General features: G+C 44.0%; 18 protein-coding genes. All 18 read right to left on the bottom strand.

Annotation, left to right across the window (positions count from 1 at the left end; translation table 11 throughout):
- Positions 1-57: 57 nt before the first annotated feature.
- On the bottom strand, positions 58-972 hold the full coding sequence (locus CRO17_RS06595; RefSeq protein ID WP_179636884.1) for a helix-turn-helix domain-containing protein: 915 nt from the start codon (positions 970-972) through the stop codon (positions 58-60).
- A 28-nt stretch (positions 973-1,000) separates the two neighbouring features.
- Positions 1,001-1,756: a DUF3388 domain-containing protein gene (locus tag CRO17_RS06590; RefSeq protein WP_097040545.1), complete on the bottom strand. Its 756-nt coding sequence runs from the start codon at positions 1,754-1,756 to the stop codon at positions 1,001-1,003.
- A 162-nt stretch (positions 1,757-1,918) separates the two neighbouring features.
- On the bottom strand, positions 1,919-2,179 hold the full coding sequence (locus CRO17_RS06585; protein WP_097040543.1) for a DUF3243 domain-containing protein: 261 nt from the start codon (positions 2,177-2,179) through the stop codon (positions 1,919-1,921).
- A gap of 78 nt (positions 2,180-2,257) precedes the next feature.
- Complete coding sequence (gene ymfI / locus CRO17_RS06580; protein WP_097040541.1) at positions 2,258-2,971, bottom strand: elongation factor P 5-aminopentanone reductase; 714 nt, start codon at positions 2,969-2,971, stop codon at positions 2,258-2,260.
- 2 nt (positions 2,972-2,973) lie between these two features.
- On the bottom strand, positions 2,974-4,263 hold the full coding sequence (yfmH, locus tag CRO17_RS06575; protein WP_097040539.1) for an EF-P 5-aminopentanol modification-associated protein YfmH: 1,290 nt from the start codon (positions 4,261-4,263) through the stop codon (positions 2,974-2,976).
- Entirely contained in the window at positions 4,256-5,542 is a 1,287-nt protein-coding gene (gene yfmF, locus CRO17_RS06570; protein ID WP_097040537.1) for an EF-P 5-aminopentanol modification-associated protein YfmF, read from the bottom strand. The genes yfmH and yfmF overlap by 8 nt, the downstream gene beginning before the upstream one ends.
- A gap of 162 nt (positions 5,543-5,704) precedes the next feature.
- Entirely contained in the window at positions 5,705-6,658 is a 954-nt protein-coding gene (locus CRO17_RS06565) for an ABC transporter permease (protein WP_097040535.1), read from the bottom strand.
- Between the two features lies 1 nt (position 6,659).
- Positions 6,660-7,703, bottom strand: coding sequence for an ABC transporter permease (locus tag CRO17_RS06560; RefSeq protein ID WP_097040533.1), 1,044 nt, complete (start codon positions 7,701-7,703; stop codon positions 6,660-6,662).
- Positions 7,703-9,235, bottom strand: coding sequence for an ABC transporter ATP-binding protein (locus CRO17_RS06555; protein WP_097040531.1), 1,533 nt, complete (start codon positions 9,233-9,235; stop codon positions 7,703-7,705). Before CRO17_RS06555 ends, CRO17_RS06560 begins: the two co-directional genes overlap by 1 nt.
- Before the next feature lie 150 nt (positions 9,236-9,385).
- Positions 9,386-10,462 carry a BMP family lipoprotein gene (locus tag CRO17_RS06550; RefSeq protein ID WP_097040529.1) on the bottom strand — a complete coding sequence of 359 codons (1,077 nt, stop codon included), beginning with the start codon at positions 10,460-10,462 and terminating at the stop codon, positions 9,386-9,388.
- 216 nt (positions 10,463-10,678) lie between these two features.
- Positions 10,679-13,009: a DNA translocase FtsK gene (locus CRO17_RS06545; protein WP_097040527.1), complete on the bottom strand. Its 2,331-nt coding sequence runs from the start codon at positions 13,007-13,009 to the stop codon at positions 10,679-10,681.
- A 149-nt stretch (positions 13,010-13,158) separates the two neighbouring features.
- Complete coding sequence (locus tag CRO17_RS06540) at positions 13,159-13,368, bottom strand: YlzJ-like family protein (RefSeq protein WP_097040525.1); 210 nt, start codon at positions 13,366-13,368, stop codon at positions 13,159-13,161.
- Positions 13,365-14,096, bottom strand: coding sequence for a ClpP family protease (locus CRO17_RS06535; RefSeq protein WP_097040523.1), 732 nt, complete (start codon positions 14,094-14,096; stop codon positions 13,365-13,367). Before CRO17_RS06535 ends, CRO17_RS06540 begins: the two co-directional genes overlap by 4 nt.
- Before the next feature lie 169 nt (positions 14,097-14,265).
- Complete coding sequence (dapA, locus tag CRO17_RS06530) at positions 14,266-15,129, bottom strand: 4-hydroxy-tetrahydrodipicolinate synthase (protein WP_097040521.1); 864 nt, start codon at positions 15,127-15,129, stop codon at positions 14,266-14,268.
- Between the two features lie 33 nt (positions 15,130-15,162).
- Complete coding sequence (gene dapG, locus CRO17_RS06525) at positions 15,163-16,374, bottom strand: aspartate kinase (RefSeq protein ID WP_097040519.1); 1,212 nt, start codon at positions 16,372-16,374, stop codon at positions 15,163-15,165.
- A gap of 9 nt (positions 16,375-16,383) precedes the next feature.
- A complete protein-coding gene (locus CRO17_RS06520; protein ID WP_097040517.1) occupies positions 16,384-17,433 on the bottom strand; it encodes an aspartate-semialdehyde dehydrogenase in 1,050 nt (349 codons plus the stop codon).
- A gap of 107 nt (positions 17,434-17,540) precedes the next feature.
- Complete coding sequence (gene dpaB, locus CRO17_RS06515; protein ID WP_077309481.1) at positions 17,541-18,131, bottom strand: dipicolinate synthase subunit B; 591 nt, start codon at positions 18,129-18,131, stop codon at positions 17,541-17,543.
- Between the two features lie 15 nt (positions 18,132-18,146).
- Positions 18,147-19,025 carry a dipicolinic acid synthetase subunit A gene (gene dpaA / locus CRO17_RS06510; RefSeq protein WP_245864683.1) on the bottom strand — a complete coding sequence of 293 codons (879 nt, stop codon included), beginning with the start codon at positions 19,023-19,025 and terminating at the stop codon, positions 18,147-18,149.
- Positions 19,026-19,076: the final 51 nt, after the last annotated feature.

The following is a 19,076-nucleotide window of genomic DNA, read 5'->3' as shown; positions in this document are numbered from 1 at the left end:
TAAAGATAAACACAAGTTAAACCCTTTCCATAAACGTAAAGGGTTTAACTTGCAACGTTATTTTTGAATGTTGACTACGATTGTCTGGACATCATTATCAATTGGGAATTTCAATTCCTGTCCATTGATTTGCAATTTTGTCGTTTTTGAATAACCAGTTCTAACGGAAACTGTCTCCAAATCGCTTACATCCTGTTCGACAGGCTCACTGCCTGCTGCAATTGTTCCAGTATACACATTACCTGCGCTGCTGCCGTCACCGACTTGCAGCCAAGCGTCTCCGCCTTCTGCAGCAAGTGTTAATGTGACGTCTTCGCCAGCATTCTCTAATGTATACGTTGTTACTGGATTGCTTGCTGTGCCTTCTTCATCAACAGACAATTTCGGTTCTGCAGCTTCTTCTTCCTTCTGTGCCTGTTCTTCCTCAGCTTGATCTGTTTGTTCTTCTGTGTCCGCAGATTCATCAGCTTCTTCTTTTGCAGTCTGCTCATCATTCGGCTGTACTACTTGATCTTCGCTCGGCTGCTGTGTTTCGGAAGCTGTATTGTTATCATTTGTATCGTTTGATCCGCCAGCGTAAATTAATACGACAACGACAATTGCGGCGATAACAAGCAGGCCGATAATAATCGACGACAAATACGGAATACCTTTTCGTTCACGGCGCGGAGGTCTGTCATTTTCCCGAGCCTGGCTGCGCTCTTGACGAGAAGGAGCCTCACGCTCTTCTTGCACAGGAGCAGCTGCTGTTTCCTGCTGTTTCTGTTGTAGTACTTCATCCGGGTTAACTCCTACTGTTTGTGCAAATTCTTTAATGAATGCACGTGTGTAGAAATCACCTGGCATAACACTGTGATTATTTTCTTCAATTGCCTTTAAGTAGCGCTTCTGTATTTTGGTGCGCTGTTGTACATCTTCCAAAGTCATTCCTTTGGATTCTCTTGCTTCCCGGAGCTTTGCACCAATGTCCATTCTTACCACCATCCATCTTTAAAGTTGCTTACACCTGTCTAAATTCCGGTTCATAAATAATTTGTTCGTCGTCATGATTCCGAAGTTCAATAATATAATCGAAATCATCTATTGTAAACTCTGTTTCTCTAACGAAAATATCCGGATGTTCAATAACCTTGGCTACAGGGAGCCGCATTACCTCACGCACCAATTCCCAATGACGCTCACTCGCACGGTTTGTGGAGACAATTCCGTCAATGATAAACAGGTTGTCCGAATTGTATTCGTCGTGCAGCAGCTGGTTTCTGGCTGTCTGCTTTAACAAAGTACTGGAGACGAACAGCCATCGTTTGTTCGCGCTGACACTAGCCGCTATTATTGATTCTGTCTTGCCAACACGAGGCATGCCTCTTATTCCTATTACCTTAGAGCCTTCCTGTTTAAACAATTCTGCCATAAAATCGACAAGAAGTCCGATTTCACTGCGAACGAAACGGAATGTTTTTTTGTCATCCACATCTCTATGTATGTACCTGCCATGCCGGACAGCAAGCCGGTCCCGAAGCTTTGGCTCGCGAGATTTTGTAATATGCACATGCTCCATCGTCCGCAAAATAGAGTGCAGACGAATAATCTGCAATTCCTTTTCCGCTGCAAGCAGCATACCTCGCCGCTGATTCTCCACACCGTTAATGGTTTTAATATTGATGTGCAGCATCCCCAGCAAGGAAGAGATGTCCCCAAGTAACCCCGGCCGGTTAAGCTGGATTTCGTATTCCAAGTACCATTCCAATGAATCCATAAGAAAGCCCCTTTACAGGAAAATAGCGTTTAACTTAACAAAACCTATCCTTACTATAAAGGAAAACAAAAAATTAGAAAAGCCATAACAGGCTGGGAAAATAGCGATAAGAAAACCTGCTTCTTAAAAAAGAAGCAGGTTTGAATGAAGTTGGCCGCTAAATTAGCGTGTGTGGCCATTGTCTTGGACAAGCTTTACCATCATGTTGGCGATTGCTTGCTTCTCATCCTGGGAAGCAACTGTCCAAAGGTCACGTAAAATTTTCTCTTCCGTGTTCTTTGCATCTACTTTCGTCGCGAGATAATCACCAATTTCATACGCAATACCAGAGACAGTGCTATTTTCCATCCCTTTACCTTGCGCCTGATGCAGGCGATCACCTAGGAAGTCTTTCCAAGAGTCGAAATTATCAAGAACTGACATGGTTTATTCCTCCTTCATTAGCTTGCAGTTTAGCTTGTGACAGAAGGAGGTACTCTATACACAAAAAAAGACTTATTTTTACCAGCCGCCGTTTACTTGAAGCACGTGACCATTTATATAAGAAGCACTGTCACTGAGCAAATAACTGACAGCCTCAGCTACTTCGCCTGCTGTTCCGAAGCGGTTCATCGGAATCTCGCCTGTCAGCTGCTCTCGTTCCTCTTTCGTAAGATTGCTGTTCATCTCAGTGTCAATTACACCAGGCGTCACTGCATTCACGCGCACACCGCTTGTCCCCGTTTCTTTCGCCAGTGCTTTTACGAAGCCGATTTGCGCTGCTTTTACACTGGAATAAGCAGCTTCAAAGCTTGCTCCTCTCTCCCCCCAGATAGAGGAGATAAGGACAATTCCGCCTTTTTTTTGTGCCAGCATCGGCTGCAGCATGTGCTGACAGAGCCGCCAAGGAGCTTTTACATGTACATGAAGTAAATCGTCCATTGCTTCTGCCGTCATATCCTGAAACAGCCCATAGTGCGCCATACCGCCCGCATACACGAGCTGATCAATTGGAAAAGCCAGAAAACGAACGAGTTCGTTTATGCCTTCTTCTCTCGTCAAATCAGCCTGAACAGTGCCGAGTATACTTTCCGGTATGTCCCGCCGCAAGTTTTCAATCGCCTGTGCATTTCGGTTGTAATGAAGCAAAAGCTGATGTCCTTCGCCGGCAAGCTGACGGGCGCAAGCAGAGCCAATTGCCCCGCTTGCGCCCGTTATAAAGATAACCCTCCGCATGCTTATGCCTCCTGCGGCAGAATTTGGCAGACAGACAGACGCTCTGGGCTGAACCAGTTTTCCAAGAATTCGTTCGCATCATCAGCTGTGAGCTTCTCTATTGCCGGAACAATCTCAAACAGATCTACACCTGCCAGATGATATTGGATAAACCGGTTAGAAACAAATTCTAAGCTATTCATTGCGCGCAGCATCTGACCGATTGTCTTTTTCTTCATCCGGTCCATTTCTGCTTCTGAAACTTTATGATTTTTCATGCGCTGCAGCATATCTTTTACTGTATCGGCAAATCGATCTGGTTCTTTCGTATTGCCTCCAATGATAGAAAAGCCAAAGTTTTTCTCAAGACTTGTTTCAAAACCGAAACTGTCATCAATTAAATCTTGTTTGTATAGCTCTTCATAATAAACGCCGCTCTTCGAGAAATAATAATCCAGTACCATATCCGTGAGCAACTCTTTTTTCAAATACGCTTCTGGTGAAGCATAGTCTGTCTTTTCTTTGATTCCAACCATACATTTCGAAACGCTGACTGGCATGCGTACTTCCTTTTTCGTCTCAGCCACTGTTTCTGGTTCTTCTGGGAAGAAACGCTCAATCTTAGCTGGAGGCGCAAATGATTTTGCGGCTTGGTTTGACGTAATAAGCTCCATCATCTTCTCAGCATCAATATCACCAGCAACGAATAACGTCATGTTCGATGGATGGTAGAAAGTGTTATAGCATGTGTATAAATCTTCTTTCGTAATATCCTGAATAGACTCCACCGTTCCGGCGATATCAATTCGGACAGGATGCGATTGGAAAAGGCTTTGGATTGTTCCAAAGAAGGAACGCCAATCGGGCTGATCATCGTACATACGGATTTCCTGTGCAATGATACCTTTTTCTTTCTCTACTGACTTATCTGAGAAATACGGATCCTGCACAAAATCAAGCAGTGTTTTCACGTTCTCATCAATATTAGAAGTAGCAGAGAACAAGTAAGCTGTCTGCGTGAAAGAAGTGAATGCGTTCGCTGACGCCCCTTGTTTCGTAAAGTCTTGGAAGACATCACGATCTTCTTTTTCAAACAGTTTGTGCTCTAGAAAATGGGCGATACCCTCAGGAACTGTGATTTTTTCTTCACCGTCAAGCGGAACGAAGGTTTGATCAATAGAGCCGTAATTTGTGGAGAAAATGGCATAGGTTTTTGACATCTCTGGTTTTGGCTGCAGGAACACTTTCAGACCATTCGGAAGCGTTTCTGCATATACTGTTTCCTGCAATTGCTCATAGTTCTTTTTATGCATGGTTCTCTGCCTCCTTGTTCGTCAAAAGATAGACGGTATCGAGCTGTACTTTTTCAGCTGCTTGCAGCACGTCGTCTTTCGTCACTTGACGAATCGCATCAAGCATTTCTTCTACTGGCATCTGTTTATTGCCTATTACTTGCTGATACAGCGTCTCCATCAGCCCAACTGGATTATCAATTGTTTCAAGAATTTGACTGACAATCAGATCTTTTACTTCTTCTACTTCTGCGTCATCAAATTCACCCGCCTGCATAGCTGTCATTTGCTCATCAATAATTTCTTTGGCTTTTGTGTAATCTTTCGGATCGATTCCGGAGAACACGAATAATAACCCTTTATGACTTTCAAAACGAGATGCAGCATAATAAGCAAGACTATGTTTCTCCCGGACATTACGGAACAGTTTCGAGCTTGGGAAACCGCCGAATAGACCGTTGAACACCTGCAATGCTGCATAATCTGGGTCACTGTAGCGAATGTTGGTCCGATAGCCAAGATGAAGTTTCGCCTGCTGGACATCCTGTGTTTCGATCACTTCTTTTTCAGCTTCTGGTGCTGTGCTTACACTGGCCGCCTGCTCTTCATGCGGCTCTGTGTCTCGTTCCATAAAGCTTGCGACTGCTTTTTCAGCCTGGCTTTTCTCTACATCGCCCAAAATATAAATATCCATCTTATCTTGTTTCAAAATGTGTTTATACACGTCATACAGTTTTGAGCTGTTCAGTGTATTTAAATCTTCCTCATAACCATGCACATGCAAGCTGTATGGTTCTTCTTTGCACATTTCATCCATAAGCCGCGTATTCGCATAGCTCATCTTATCGTCTTTTAGAGCCGTTATTTTTTGTTTTAAAGTCTGAATTTCCCGCGACACAATCGTATCTGAAAAAGCACCATTTTCGACTTTCGGTTCAAATACAATTTCACGCAATAAATCAACCGCTTTTTCAAATAAAGGTGTTCGGTCACTTAGGAAGTTTTCATTCGCCACATCCAAACGAATTGTGATGATATGTTTTTCCCCTTTTTTTGTTCCGGAAATGGAAAGAACAGCACCATACAGGTCGTCCAGTTTAAGCCGAAGCGCCCGCGCATCTGGCAAATTGGCAGTTCCCTGCTGAAGTACATACGGAAGCAGCGCTCTCGCTGTGATTGTCTCCCGCTCAAGCGGTGCCTGTAATTTCACCGCGATGCTGATTGTCTTGTATTTTTTGCTTTGGATGAGATGCAGTGCAGCACCTTTTCCTGTGATGATTTGTTCACCTGCGATTTTCATATGGTACCTCCCTGGCTTCTTTATGTATAGCTTTGCTTGTTTTCCTTATATATATCCGACAATCCTCGCTACCATTACCATATTAATGAAAAAAGACATAGAAGTAAACGAATCGGATTGCACAAAAAGACCCGATGCATGTTTTGCATCGGGTCTTTAGGCTTAACGGCTTCCTTTGACGTACGGGACACCACTTGCTTTTGGGGCAACCGAACGGCCAATGAAACCTGCCAAAGCAAGAATCGTCAGCACATACGGGGCAATCAGCAAATAGACTTGCGGTACATTTTCGAGTAACGGAATGGAAGAACCTACCACACTTAGCGATTGAGCGAAACCAAAGAATAATGCAGCCCCCATCGCACCAAGCGGATTCCATTTACCAAAGATAACAGCAGCGATTGCCATAAATCCTTGTCCGGCAATTGTCGACACGGAAAAGTTTAATGAGATTGTCATTGCAAATACACCGCCGCCGATACCCGCAAGAGCACCGGAAATGATTACTGCAATATAACGCGTTGTGTAAACTTTAATACCATTCGTGTCAGCTGCCATTGGATGTTCTCCCACAGCCCGAATACGCAAGCCAAATGGCGTTTTAAACAAGACATACCAGGCAACAAACGAAAACGCAATGGCAATGTATGACGTAATGTACATATTGTTAAAGAACATTTCTCCAATTACCGGTATATCAACCAAACCCGGCACATCTTTTGTGTAAATTGGCTCTGAAATGAATTCTGTTTGTCCTTTGTTAAAGATTTGTTTGATCATGAACACACCAAATCCAAGTGCCAGCATGTTAATTGCAACGCCCGTAACTGTCTGATCAGCACGGAAAGTGATGGCTGGAATGGCAAGAAGTAAAGAAAATACCGCACTTGCAACCATCGCAACTAGTAAGGAAATCCACGGTGTCATAGTGCCTAATGCATTCGCATAAAGCAAATTAAACGTGACAGCAGCAAATGCCCCAATAACCATAAGGCCTTCTAAACCGATATTTATTACACCCGAACGCTCACTATACACACCGCCTAGTGCGGTAAAAATAAGAGGAGCGGCAAAGAATAGTGTTTGCGGAATAAGTGAATAAAGAATATCCAGCATGTTATTTTCTCTCCCCTTTTTTCAATTGCAGCAGTGCCCAGCGAATAATAAAGCCGGATGCAACAAACAAAATAATCAATGCAATAACAATTTCGATGATTTCATTCGGCACACCTGCTGTAGACATATTCAAGGCACCCACTTTTAGGAATCCGAACAAGCTTGCAGAAAGAATGACACCAAACGGATTGTTACCGCCTAAAAGAGCAACAGCAATCCCGTCAAAACCTAGATTCGAGAAGGCTGTATTTGTAAATGCAGTACCGAAACTTCCCAAACCTTGCATCGCACCAGCAAGACCGGCGAACAAGCCTGAAATTACCATAGAGATAACAATGTTTCGCCCTACTTTCATACCAGCGTAATTGGATGCATGCTGGTTGTAACCTACAGCTTTTAGTTCATACCCAAGCTTTGTGCGTTCCAAAATAACCCACATAACGAGCACCATGAAGAGCGCAACGATAAATCCTAAATGAAGACGCGAACCTGTTAGTCCGATCAGGAAATCATTGGTTAAAGAAGCCGTCTGTTTCACTTGCTCCGTTGATTCTGAGTTGTCTGTCATCACATCACGGATCAAATAGTTAGTCAGATGCAGCGCTACATAGTTCATCATAATACTAACGATAACTTCATGAACACCTAGCTTTGCTTTCAAAATACCAGGAATAAACGCCCAAAAAGCGCCAGCTGCTGCTGCTGCAAGCAGTGCAAGCGGCAAGTGAATAACAGTCGGTGCATCAATAGCTGTTCCTACCCACACAGAAGCAATCCAGCCGACAAGTACTTGTCCTTCTGCACCAATGTTGAATAAACCTGTCCGGAATGCAAAAGCAATCGCCAATCCGGTAAGAATATAAGGTGTAATGCGGTTGACTGTTTCCGACATAAAGAATCCGCTGTCGAAAACACCATTCCATAATGCCTGGTAGCCAAGTATAGGATTATAGCCGAAAATAAGCATGATAATTGCGCCGGCAGCCAGACCAAGGACGACCGAGATGATTGGAATAATGAAATTGAACTTTGTGCTGGAAAACATTAGTTGTGCGCCCCTTCTTTCTCAAGCTTCGAACCTGCCATCAGTAATCCGAGCTCCTGTTCATTCGTTTCCTTTGGATCCACCGTCGCGATGATTTTGCCATCGAACATAACAGCGATTCGGTCACTTACGTTTAAGATTTCATCTAACTCGAAGGAAACAAGCAAAACAGCTTTTCCTTGGTCACGCTGTTCAATCAGCCGTTTATGAATAAATTCTATTGCCCCTACGTCAAGTCCTCGCGTTGGCTGTGCTGCGATTAACAAATCCGGATTACGGTCAATTTCCCGGCCGATAATGGCCTTTTGCTGATTCCCCCCGGATAAAGCACGTGCTTTAGTAAGGTGACTCGGTGTGCGTACGTCATACTCTTTAATCAGAGCTTTGGCTTTATCAAAGATGCGCTTGAAGGAAAGGATGCCGCCTTTTGCATATGTTTTTTTGTAATAAGTCTGTAAAACGATGTTCTCACCGACCGAAAAGTCTAGAACCAAACCAAGCTTGTGACGGTCCTGCGGAATGTGACCAACACCGCTTTCTGTTATAGCGCGAACAGGCATATTTGTAATATCTTGATTTTTCAATGTTACTTTGCCGGCAGATTTCTTCCGCAGACCAGTAATTGCTTCAATTAATTCCGTTTGTCCATTTCCGTCAACTCCGGCAATTCCGACAATTTCGCCTGCACGAATATCCAGGTCCAGCGATTTTACCATGTCAACATGACGGGAATCCTGCACAGTCAATCCTTCAATAGATAGAATGGTCTCTTTTGGTTCAGCTGCTTTCTTATCGGTAGAGAAATGAATTTCCCGTCCGACCATCAAGGAAGCTAGGTCATTCGGATTTGTTTCAGAAACTTCCACTGTTCCGATTCCCTGTCCTTTGCGAATTACTGTACAGCGGTCACACACTTCCATAATCTCTTTCAGCTTATGTGTGATCAAGATGATGGATTTGCCTTCTTTGACTAACGTACGCAATATAACTATAAGCTCCTTGATTTCCTGCGGTGTAAGCACAGCTGTCGGTTCATCCAATATGACAACATTTGCTCCGCGATACAAGGTTTTCAATATTTCTACACGCTGCTGCATGCCTACCGAAATATCGCTGATCTTGGCGGTAGCATCTACCTGTAGTCCGTAACGGTCAGAAAGCTCCTGTACCTCACGGACTGCTTTCTTCATATCAATTTTCAAGCCTTTTTTCGGCTCGCTGCCCAGTACGATATTTTGTGCGACCGTAAAGGTGTCAATCAGCATAAAGTGCTGATGAACCATTCCGATGCCCAATCGGTTGGCAACATTCGGATCATTGATTTCTACTTGCTTTCCGTCTACACGGATTTCTCCCTTTTCCGGCTGGTACAGACCGAAAAGAACATTCATCAAGGTAGATTTACCAGCACCATTCTCACCTAGCAGCGCATGGATTTCTCCTTTTTTCACTTGAAGCGTGATGTTGTCATTGGCGACAATTCCGGGAAATTCTTTACGAATGTTCAGCATTTCGATTACATAATTCTCCATATTTTACACTCCTTCGCGGAATTACGAACTTTCTTTGATTTCGTTCAAAAAAAAATCGTCAAATGAAGCGGGGAATTGTCTAGTTAAGAGACGCTTCAGTTGAAGATTTTTTTATAAAGGGCTAGAGTAAGCACTCTAGCCCTTCTGGTTTTATAGAGAATCTTGGTATTCTTGTAGTTCAGCATCTGTGGAAGGAGCAGTTACATCGCCATCGATGAGTTTTTGCTTCCATTCGTTTACAGCTGCTTTGATGTCCTCTGAATATGCATCTTTATTTGTTTCTGCGATATTGATTCCATCATCTTTCAAACCATAAGAAACGATTTCTCCTCCAGGGAATTTGCCGTCCTTGGACTGCTGCGCAATATCAGCAACCGCTACATCAACAGCTTTCAGCATGCTAGTCAACGTCACGTTGTTATCTCCAATTTGGCCTTCTTCATACTGGTCACGGTCAACACCGATTACCCAGTAGTTTCCTTCTGGATCATTGTTTTTCAAATCTTTCGCTTGTGCGAATACACCATTACCTGTACCGCCAGCAGAATGGTAGATTACATCTACGCCGGAATTGTACATGTTGGATGCAATCAATTTCCCTTTATCGGGTGCACCGAAGGATCCAGCATACTGTACATCCACTTCAATATCTTTGTTAACTGATTTCGCACCAGCAACATACCCTGCTTCAAACTTCTTGATCAATTCACTTTCTTCTCCGCCAACGAAGCCGATCTTACCAGATTCGGACTTCATCGCTGCAGCTACACCGGCAAGGAACGACCCTTGCTGCTCTTCGAACACGATGCTTGCTACATTCTCTTTATCTACGACAGAATCGACGATGGCAAAATGCGTATCTTTATGCTGATCAGCGACTGTACCAATGTCCTCGGCAAGTTTGAATCCAATTCCGAAAATCAGATCCGTGTTAGATTGCACAAGGCGATTTAAGTTTGTCACATAATCAGATGCACTGTTTGACTGCAGGTAAGAATAGCCTGCATCTTCTTTTAGGCCGTTGTCTTCACCAAATTGTGTCAGACCTTCCCAAGCGGACTGGTTGAATGATTTATCATCAATACCGCCAGTATCTGTAACCATTGCTGTTTTGAAGCTGTTATCGCTTCCGCCTTGCTCTGAGCTGCCGCCAGATCCGCACGCACTAAGAACAACGCCTACGACAAGTAGCAAACCTAAAAGTACTGCATAACGACGCATTTTCAAGATAGAAACCCCCAAATGATAGATTGATAACCAAGTAGAAGCGAGGATTAAACATTAGTAAATAATTAGTACATAATTACTACATCTGCTCCACTCGAAACATAATATATCATCTTTTTTACAGAAAATAAACACTTGTTTTACAAAAAATACGAATATTTTTGTTTTATTTTACTTAATTCATCTCTTTTTTGTCACACATTACCGAATTATGCCCTACGATAGTTTGTCCTCAGCCGTCTTGGAAACTAGCACTTGCCGCGGCTTGCTGCCCTCATATGGTCCTACGACTCCCCGTTCTTCCATCGCATCAATTAGACGCGCCGCTCTTGTGTAGCCTACTCGGAATCTGCGCTGCAGCATAGATACACTGGCACTTTGCATATCTGTCACAAGAAACACTGCATCATGGTAGAGTTCATCTTCTACTTCAGACTGCACTTCTGTTTCTTCGTCGGGGATCATATCTGTCTGGTATTGTGCTTTTTGCTGTTCGATACAGTGATTTACGATACCTTCCACTTCGTCATCAGAAAGGAATGCCCCTTGAATACGTGTTGGCTTGGATGACCCGACCGGGATAAACAGCATATCGCCGCGTCCAAGCAGTTTTTCTGCTCCTCCGCTGTCCAGGATGGTGCGGGAATCAATCTGAGAACTTACGCTGAAGGCAATACGAGATGGAATGTTGGCTTTAATAACGCCTGTAATGACATCTACAGATGGACGCTGTGTAGCAATGATTAAGTGAATCCCAGCTGCTCGAGCCATCTGGGCAAGTCTTGTAATAGCATCCTCTACCTCACTTGATGCAACCATCATTAAATCAGCTAGCTCATCTACAAGTACAACAATGTATGGCAGGAACGGCTGCTCTTCTTCGTTTTGTTCGTTTTGTTTTTTAATATAGGCATTGTATCCTTCGATATTACGCGTACCCGAATCGGAAAACAGATCATAACGGCGTTCCATCTCTGCTACTACCTTTTTCAATGCTCTGGAAGCTTTTTTCGGATCTGTCACAACTGGTGTAAGCAAATGCGGTATCCCGTTGTATACATTCAATTCTACTTTTTTCGGGTCAATCATCATCATTTTCACTTCATGCGGCTTTGCTCGCATTAAAATACTGGTAATTATCCCGTTGATACACACACTCTTGCCGCTTCCTGTAGCACCAGCTACGAGCAGATGGGGCATTTTATTCAATTCGGCGACAATAGATTCACCGGAAATATCTCGGCCAAGTGCGAAACTCAGCTTGCCTCCGCTCTTCATCTGGCTGTTATCGAGCACTTCTCGGAGCGACACACTTGCAACTTCTTTATTGGGCACTTCAATTCCAACAGCAGATTTACCCGGAATCGGTGCTTCAATTCGGATATCCTTAGCAGCCAGTGCCAAGGCAAGGTCATCATGCAGATTCACAATCTTGCTAACCTTCACACCTGTATCTGGATATACCTCGTATTTCGTAACAGCCGGTCCGACATGCACTTTGCTCACTTTCGCTTTCACGCCAAAGCTTTGAAACGTTTGTTCAAGCTTTCTTGCGACCGCTTGAATTTGTGTTCGCTCTTGTTTTTGACTGTTTTTCTTTGGCTGTTTCAGCAACGTAATACTTGGCAGCTGATAATCACGGTTTTCCAGCTCTGAAGCTGGCAGTGCCTCTTTCTCAGCCGGCGTCTCTTCACTGCTCTTCTGCGGCTCCTCTTTTGGCTCAATAATCTCAGGCTGCTCTGGTTCCGCATAGGCGATGTTCGTGAAATCCTGGATAATCGGCTCCTCATGCCCGGGACTTGATTCTGCCTCTGTCATCTCTGCAGCTTCTTCTTTCTCTGCTTGCACAACCTGCTGCTTCTGTGACCTTGGCTTCGGTTCCTTCCTTGATCGATCTGATCGTTTTTTCTCCTTGTTCCCTGACAACTTGTCCTTCATCTTATCTGATGACGCGTTGGCTCCCTTTTTCACGAGCATAACCAGTTTTTGAACAACAGCGGAAAGAGAGGTATTGCTTAAGATCAAGATACCGATCAACACGAGAAAGAATGCGACGATTTTTGCTCCTGTAGAGGAGAACAGATAATAGCATAAAGCGAACAGAATAGCGCCAATCATACCTCCGCCGAGCGCCGAGGGATCAATGGTGTCTTGAATGTAAGCTAAATAATAATTCCAGCTCGTCTTAATAATAGACGGCTGTGACACTTGGCTTAATTTGTCCTCAAATGCTTGGATATGGGTGAACAGTAATACCCCTGCTACTACTGCGTATAAGCCAATCAGCTTTTTGTGGAACAAATTCGGCTTTTGGCATTTTGCCATCAAATAGAGACCAACAGCGCCCATAAAGACGGCCAGCAGAAAATACCAGCTGCCGAAGAAAAAGCGGAACAAATGCTCAAGCGCATTCGGAATTGCACCGCCGCTGATTGCTCCAGCTCCGCTGCCAAAGACAGCAAGAAATATTAATAACAGTCCGATAACTTCAAAGCTCATGACGTGTTTAAATTTGGTTTGTCGTTTTTTTGTTTTTCGTTTTGCCATAATAGCGAATCTCCTTGTTTTGCATTGCTTATGTATTTCTTTAGATGTAAAGAAAACCCCTGCCAAAGGCAGGGGTTTTCTCTCTTTACGTCCTCTGCCGCCTTATTTAGTATAACATAGGCGGCAAAAGTGCGAACATACGTATTCATTTACAAGGAGAATATTTTCCCGGGAGAACAGCTTTCATCCAGAAAATGAGCGGGATCTGTCGACAACAGCTGATGCACGCGGTATGTACCATTTCCCATATGCTCTGCATGAACGGTTCGGCCGCGATACTCCATAATTTGATAATCGGTAAATTGATTCGGTTCCGGCGGAAATATATCTTCTGCTGCTAGCGGTGTGTACAAAATCATTGCAATTCACCTTGATGATCGGATTTGTGCTCGTCCATTAATTCATTCAGCTTGCGCATGGCATGTGCCACACCGCCAACTTCATGGATTAATCCATAGGAGACAGCATCGGTTCCAATAACATTGGTACCAATGTCCCGCGTTAAATTTCCTTTTGCAAACATAAGTTCTTTAAATTTATCTTCCGTTATAGAAGAATGAGACGTCACGAAACTGATAACTCGGTCTTGCATTTTGTCCAAGTATTCAAAGGTTTGTGGAACCCCGATTACAAGACCGGTAAGCCTGATTGGATGAATGGTCATGGTCGCAGTCGGCACAATAAAGCTGTAATCCGTACTCACAGCAATTGGCGCACCGATAGAATGCCCGCCGCCAAGGACAATCGAAACAGAGGGTTTGGATAGCGATGAGATCATCTCAGATATCGCAAGCCCTGCCTCCACATCTCCGCCAACAGTATTCATCAAAACAATAAGCCCCTCGATTTTCGGGTTCTGCTCAATTGCAATCAATTGCGGAATAACATGCTCATATTTTGTTGTTTTATTTTGGGGCGGAAGCTGCATATGTCCTTCAATTTGTCCGATAATGGATAGGACATGTATACGGGAATCAGGTGCTTGCGCAACGGAAGTCTGACCAAGCTGCTGTATCTTCTCAATAATGGATTTTCCGCCAGATTCCTCGTTTTCGTTTTCTTGTTTATCATTACGTTCCTTTGCCATTTTCGTAACTCCTTTCCATACTTGCTTTTAGTATGAACAGCTGGAGGAACAGCATACATCTGAGAAGGAGCAAGTGCTGTGTTTTTTTACAGACTTCTTCCAATAAAAAAAATCCAAACTAAGATGACATTCTCTTTCAAGAAAGCTCATCATCGTTTGGATTTGTTGTTTATTTCAAGAGACTAGCAACGCTTTGCTTTTCCTCTTCAGTCAGCTCGACCAATGGCAGACGAACACTGCCGACTGCAATGCCTTTTTGATTTAGTGCTTCTTTCACAGGTGTTGGACTTGGTGCTTGGAACATCCCCTGCATAACTGGAAGAATCTCCTGGTGAATGCGAGCAGCTTCTGTCACATTGCCAGCTTTATATGCCTGCAGCATCGATTGCATCTCATTCCCGATTATGTGAGAAGACACGGATACAATACCGTCACCGCCGATTGCAGCGACTGGCAGTGTTAGATCATCATCGCCGCTGTAAAGGCTGAAGTCAGCTGGAGTGCCGCTAATAACCTTCGTCATCGCTGCTAAGTCACCGCTGGATTCTTTTACCGAAACGATATTTGGAATCTTCGCCAATTGAATAATTGTTTCTGGTTCAATTGTAATTACCGAACGTCCCGGAATATTATAAAGCATAATTGGCAGCTTGGTGCTGTTCGCCACTGCCTCAAAATGTGCATATAATCCGCGCTGGTTTGGCTTGTTATAATAAGGTGCAACAATTAAAGCAGCGTCAACACCGATTTTTTCAGCTTCCTGCGTCAGTGCAATACTGGCTTCTGTATTATTGCTTCCTGAACCAGCTATGATGGGAATACGGCCATTGACTGTCTTTACTGTATGACGGAACAAATCTAGCTTTTCTTCATGGGAAAGCGTTGGTGACTCTCCTGTTGTTCCAGCTACGACAACCGCGTCCGTTCCATTATTTATTAAATACTCAAGCAGTTGGTAAGTCGCATCATAGTCGATCTTCCCATGACTGTCGAATGGCGTTACCATCGCTGTAATAACGTTACCGAATTTCATCGTAAAACTCCCCTGCCTTCAACACATTTTGATTTAGAGACTAAGTTCAAATGTCGCATGAAGCGCATTCACTGCCGTCACTAAATCTTTCTCCTTAATCAATACCCAAATAGTAGTGTGGCTATCCGCGGATTGCAGAATATCTATTTCTTTATCCGTCAATGTGTGAACAATTTTAGCCGTAACACCTGGTATCCCTGTCATACCTGCACCAACTAGAGAAACCTTCGCACAATTATTGATAACCTGCGGCTCTAAATCAAGCTCATGTAAGATATCCTGCGCCAGATTTACTTGCTCTGCCGCAATCGTGTACACAATACCATTCGGTGAAATGTTAATAAAGTCAACAGATATACCTGCTTCGGCCATCGCTTTAAATACACGGGATTGTATTTTGTAAGCTTCCGTATCGGTTTCTATCTTAATTTGCGAAACGCCTGCAAGATGTGCGATACCAGTAATTAAACGATCTGGAATATCCTTGCCGGCAAATTCAGTTCGCGACGATGTGACTAGTGTCCCTTCTGAAAGTGATCCGGTTGAACGGACACGCATCGGCACCTTTGCCTGCATAGCTATTTCCACAGCCCGCGGATGCACGACTTTAGCTCCTTGATAAGCTAAATTACATATCTCCGAATACGTTACCACATCGAGTTTTCGGGCTTCTTCTACTACGCGAGGATCAGCAGTCATAATGCCTTCCACATCGGTAAAGATATCGACAAATTCTGCCTGCAAAGCAGCGCCAAGTGCCGCAGCCGATGTATCACTGCCGCCTCGGCCTATCGTCGTAATCTCACCGCTTTCGGTCATCCCTTGGAAGCCAGCTACAACGATAACATCATGTGTCTCTAGTTCCTTCCAAATTCGGTCGACGCGCATTTCTTTTATTTTAGCGGCTGTAAACTCGTCATTTGTAATGAAGCCAGCTTGGGAACCGGTCAAGGCAGCGGCACGAATACCTTTTGCATTCAGTGCATTGGAGAAGACAACGGACGAAATAACCTCGCCGCATGAAAGCAGCAAGTCCTTCTCGCGTTTCGATATATACGTCTCTCCTGGCAGCCCGACTAATCCCAGCAAGGAATCTGTTGCGTACGGATCGGGATATCTCCCGATAGCTGATACAACAACTACTACTTTATTTCCTTGCTGAAGCGCGGCTTCAATATGCTGAATGGCTTCCGCCTGATTATCTCGAACCGACGTACCGCCAAACTTCTGGACTAACACTTTCATTTCTACACCTCAGATTGTAAGCAAGTTATGTTGAATTAAGCGTTCTGCAATCTGAACACTATTCCAAGCCGCACCCTTCAATAGGTTGTCGGACACAATCCACAGGTGGAATCCATTATCATGATCTGGATCCTTGCGCACTCTTCCGACAAATACATCCTTCTTGCCAGCGGCAGAGAGCGGTGTCGGGTAGGTTTGCGTACTCGGATCATCTTCTAGTACGATACCTTCTGCTGCTGCCAGTTTCTCATGAATGTCTTTAACGGAAAGACCGTCTTGACCGAGTTCAAGATAAACGCTTTCGGCATGAGAAGTAAACACCGGCAAACGAACACATGTTGCAGAAACATGCATGTCTTCCGCATGCATGATTTTTTTCGTTTCATTGATCATTTTCATTTCTTCATACGTGTAGCCATTATCTTGGAACACATCAATTTGCGGCAATGCGTTAAATGCTACCGGGAAATGCCGTTTGTCGCCTTTTACAGGCAAGACATTCGCTTCCATATCTTCACCGTTTAGAAATTGCTGTGCTTGGTCCTTCAATTCATCTATAGCAACTGCACCCGCTCCAGATACAGCTTGGTATGTGGAGACAATGATACGGGAAAGTCCGAAAGCTGCTTTTAAAGGTTCCAATGCAGCTACCATTTGTATTGTAGAGCAATTCGGATTGGCAATAATACCTTTATGCGCTTTTAAATCTTCTTCATTTACTTCTGGAACAACAAGCGGCACTTCCGGATCCATTCGGTAAGCACTTGTGTTATCAACGACAACTGCACCGCGCTTTACCGCTTCTGGTGCCAAAGCTTTTGAGACAGAGCCTCCTGCTGAGAATAATGCAATGTCAACACCTTCAAAGCTCTCCGGCTTCGCTTCTTTCACCGTATAGCTTTTCCCTTTAAAATCTATTTGCTGACCAGCTGATCTGCTGGAAGATAATAAGGAAAGCTCGCCGATCGGAAAGTCGCGGTCTGCGAGAGTTTCCAGCATTTTCTGACCTACAGCGCCTGTCGCGCCTACTACTGCGATATGATAACTTTGCTGTGCCATAAAAAAACCCTCTCCTCTGTCTATCTCAATGGATACGTATGATATGGTTGTTACGCTAAACCCTATCATATCATAATTTTTCTGTGATAGGTTATCGATTGAGGAGTTTAGGAAAAACGTTGGACCAATACAGGCTGCAGCTGTTTGTACTGCAAAGCAGCTTCTATTGTTTCAGGCAGTTTTGTCATATCCGCAACAAGGGAGTTCGGCTTCTTAAATGGATCATCTTGACCGAATGGGATGAAATACATGAATTTAGCGGCCATTAAGCGCATTAAATTAACACCGTTCAAGCCTAAAGCATCATTTGTGCTGATTCCAAGAACGATTGGTTTCTCGTTTCGGATTGTTGCTTTCGTTGCCATTAACACAGGGCTGTCAGTCAGAGCGTTGGCCAGCTTCGACATACTGTTACCAGTCAACGGTGCAATTACCATGCAATCCAGCGGTTCTCTCGGACCGAGCGGTTCTGCTTCCGGAATCGTCTTAATGATTTTTGTTCCTGTCAAATCACTGATTTTTTGCAGATGATCCTTCGCATCTCCGAAATACGTATCAGTAAATTGAACAGTATTGCTTACAATCGGCACGACTTCTGCACCTAGCTTTACGAGATGTTCAATTTGCGGAAATATTTCACTGTAGGTGCAATGTGAGCCTGTAATACCGAACCCAATCCTTTTTCCTGCTAAACTCATACACTACTCCTCCTTCTAGCTGTTAGTTAAAATCTGTTTAATAACGACGGATAAAATATTGCCAGCCGTCTTCGGTGCAACAATACCCGGCAGACCCAAAGCATGGATAGCCTGGATACCCCTTTTTTTGGCGTATTCGAAATCGACACCGCCTGGTTTCGAAGCTAGATCAATAATCAATCCTTGTGTTGGCAGCTGTTCAATTACAGGTCTCTTCACAACAAGAGCCGGAATTGTATTAATGAGAATGTCGCTGTTTTGTACCATTTCTGGAAGACGATCAAGGAAAAAGGCATGCATCCCCATTTGGCTTATCCGGGCAATATCAGCATCGTGAATCGATCCCACATGTACATCTGCACCAAGTGCATCGAATTTCGCAGCCACGCTCATTCCGACACGCCCGAAGCCGAGCACAGTAACTTTTGATCCGTGGATTGTGAAATCCGTATGTTTGATGGCGGTCATAATAGCACCTTCGGCTGTAGGAATCGAATTGTAGATGGCCACATCATCTCTGTCGAACAGCGATACAAGGCGCAAATTTCGCTTCTTGCATGTTTCCGTCAAGTACGTATTCGTAATGCCTGTAAAAATAACACATTCTTTAGGGAGACGATCCATCCAAGTTTCTGTCAGCTGAATATTCTTATCAGAGAAGACCGTCTCAATTTGTCCATTAGGGCCCAGACCAGGAATCGGCAGGATAATGGCGTCCAGTTGTTCTGGATCAATATCTTCCATCTCCCGCTGAATACCGCCAGTAAAGCTTTGATTAATTTTTTCGAAACCCACTGCAAAAACAGATGCATTCGCACTGCACTGCAGGCTGCGAATCATCTCCAAGTAGCGGGCATCACCGCCAAGGACAGCGATAGTCAATTCGGTGGTCAAACTCTCACCTCGCTCTGCAGCGTTATTTTCGTAGATTTTCTTGCAATAGAA

The organism is Terribacillus aidingensis (genome assembly GCF_900215625.1).
Lineage (GTDB): Bacteria > Bacillota > Bacilli > Bacillales > Amphibacillaceae > Terribacillus > Terribacillus aidingensis.
The sequence above is the reverse complement of the archived record's forward strand: the minus strand, read 5'-3'. Positions and strand labels throughout refer to the sequence as shown.

What these genes read in the sequence shown, in the direction of transcription:
- dpaB (WP_077309481.1), bottom strand. Translation starts at nt 18,131, where the DNA reads ATGAGTTTAGCAGGAAAAAGGATTGGGTTCGGTATTACAGGCTCACAT.
- CRO17_RS06545 (WP_097040527.1), bottom strand. Translation starts at nt 13,009, where the DNA reads ATGGCAAAACGAAAAACAAAAAAACGACAAACCAAATTTAAACACGTC.
- CRO17_RS06565 (WP_097040535.1), bottom strand. Translation starts at nt 6,658, where the DNA reads ATGCTGGATATTCTTTATTCACTTATTCCGCAAACACTATTCTTTGCC.
- dapA (WP_097040521.1), bottom strand. Translation starts at nt 15,129, where the DNA reads ATGAAATTCGGTAACGTTATTACAGCGATGGTAACGCCATTCGACAGT.
- CRO17_RS06540 (WP_097040525.1), bottom strand. Translation starts at nt 13,368, where the DNA reads ATGATTTTGTACACACCGCTAGCAGCAGAAGATATATTTCCGCCGGAA.
- CRO17_RS06535 (WP_097040523.1), bottom strand. Translation starts at nt 14,096, where the DNA reads ATGGCAAAGGAACGTAATGATAAACAAGAAAACGAAAACGAGGAATCT.
- yfmH (WP_097040539.1), bottom strand. Translation starts at nt 4,263, where the DNA reads ATGCATAAAAAGAACTATGAGCAATTGCAGGAAACAGTATATGCAGAA.
- dapG (WP_097040519.1), bottom strand. Translation starts at nt 16,374, where the DNA reads ATGAAAGTGTTAGTCCAGAAGTTTGGCGGTACGTCGGTTCGAGATAAT.
- CRO17_RS06555 (WP_097040531.1), bottom strand. Translation starts at nt 9,235, where the DNA reads ATGGAGAATTATGTAATCGAAATGCTGAACATTCGTAAAGAATTTCCC.
- CRO17_RS06520 (WP_097040517.1), bottom strand. Translation starts at nt 17,433, where the DNA reads ATGGCACAGCAAAGTTATCATATCGCAGTAGTAGGCGCGACAGGCGCT.
- ymfI (WP_097040541.1), bottom strand. Translation starts at nt 2,971, where the DNA reads ATGCGGAGGGTTATCTTTATAACGGGCGCAAGCGGGGCAATTGGCTCT.
- yfmF (WP_097040537.1), bottom strand. Translation starts at nt 5,542, where the DNA reads ATGAAAATCGCAGGTGAACAAATCATCACAGGAAAAGGTGCTGCACTG.
- CRO17_RS06595 (WP_179636884.1), bottom strand. Translation starts at nt 972, where the DNA reads ATGGACATTGGTGCAAAGCTCCGGGAAGCAAGAGAATCCAAAGGAATG.
- CRO17_RS06560 (WP_097040533.1), bottom strand. Translation starts at nt 7,703, where the DNA reads ATGTTTTCCAGCACAAAGTTCAATTTCATTATTCCAATCATCTCGGTC.
- CRO17_RS06590 (WP_097040545.1), bottom strand. Translation starts at nt 1,756, where the DNA reads ATGGATTCATTGGAATGGTACTTGGAATACGAAATCCAGCTTAACCGG.
- CRO17_RS06585 (WP_097040543.1), bottom strand. Translation starts at nt 2,179, where the DNA reads ATGTCAGTTCTTGATAATTTCGACTCTTGGAAAGACTTCCTAGGTGAT.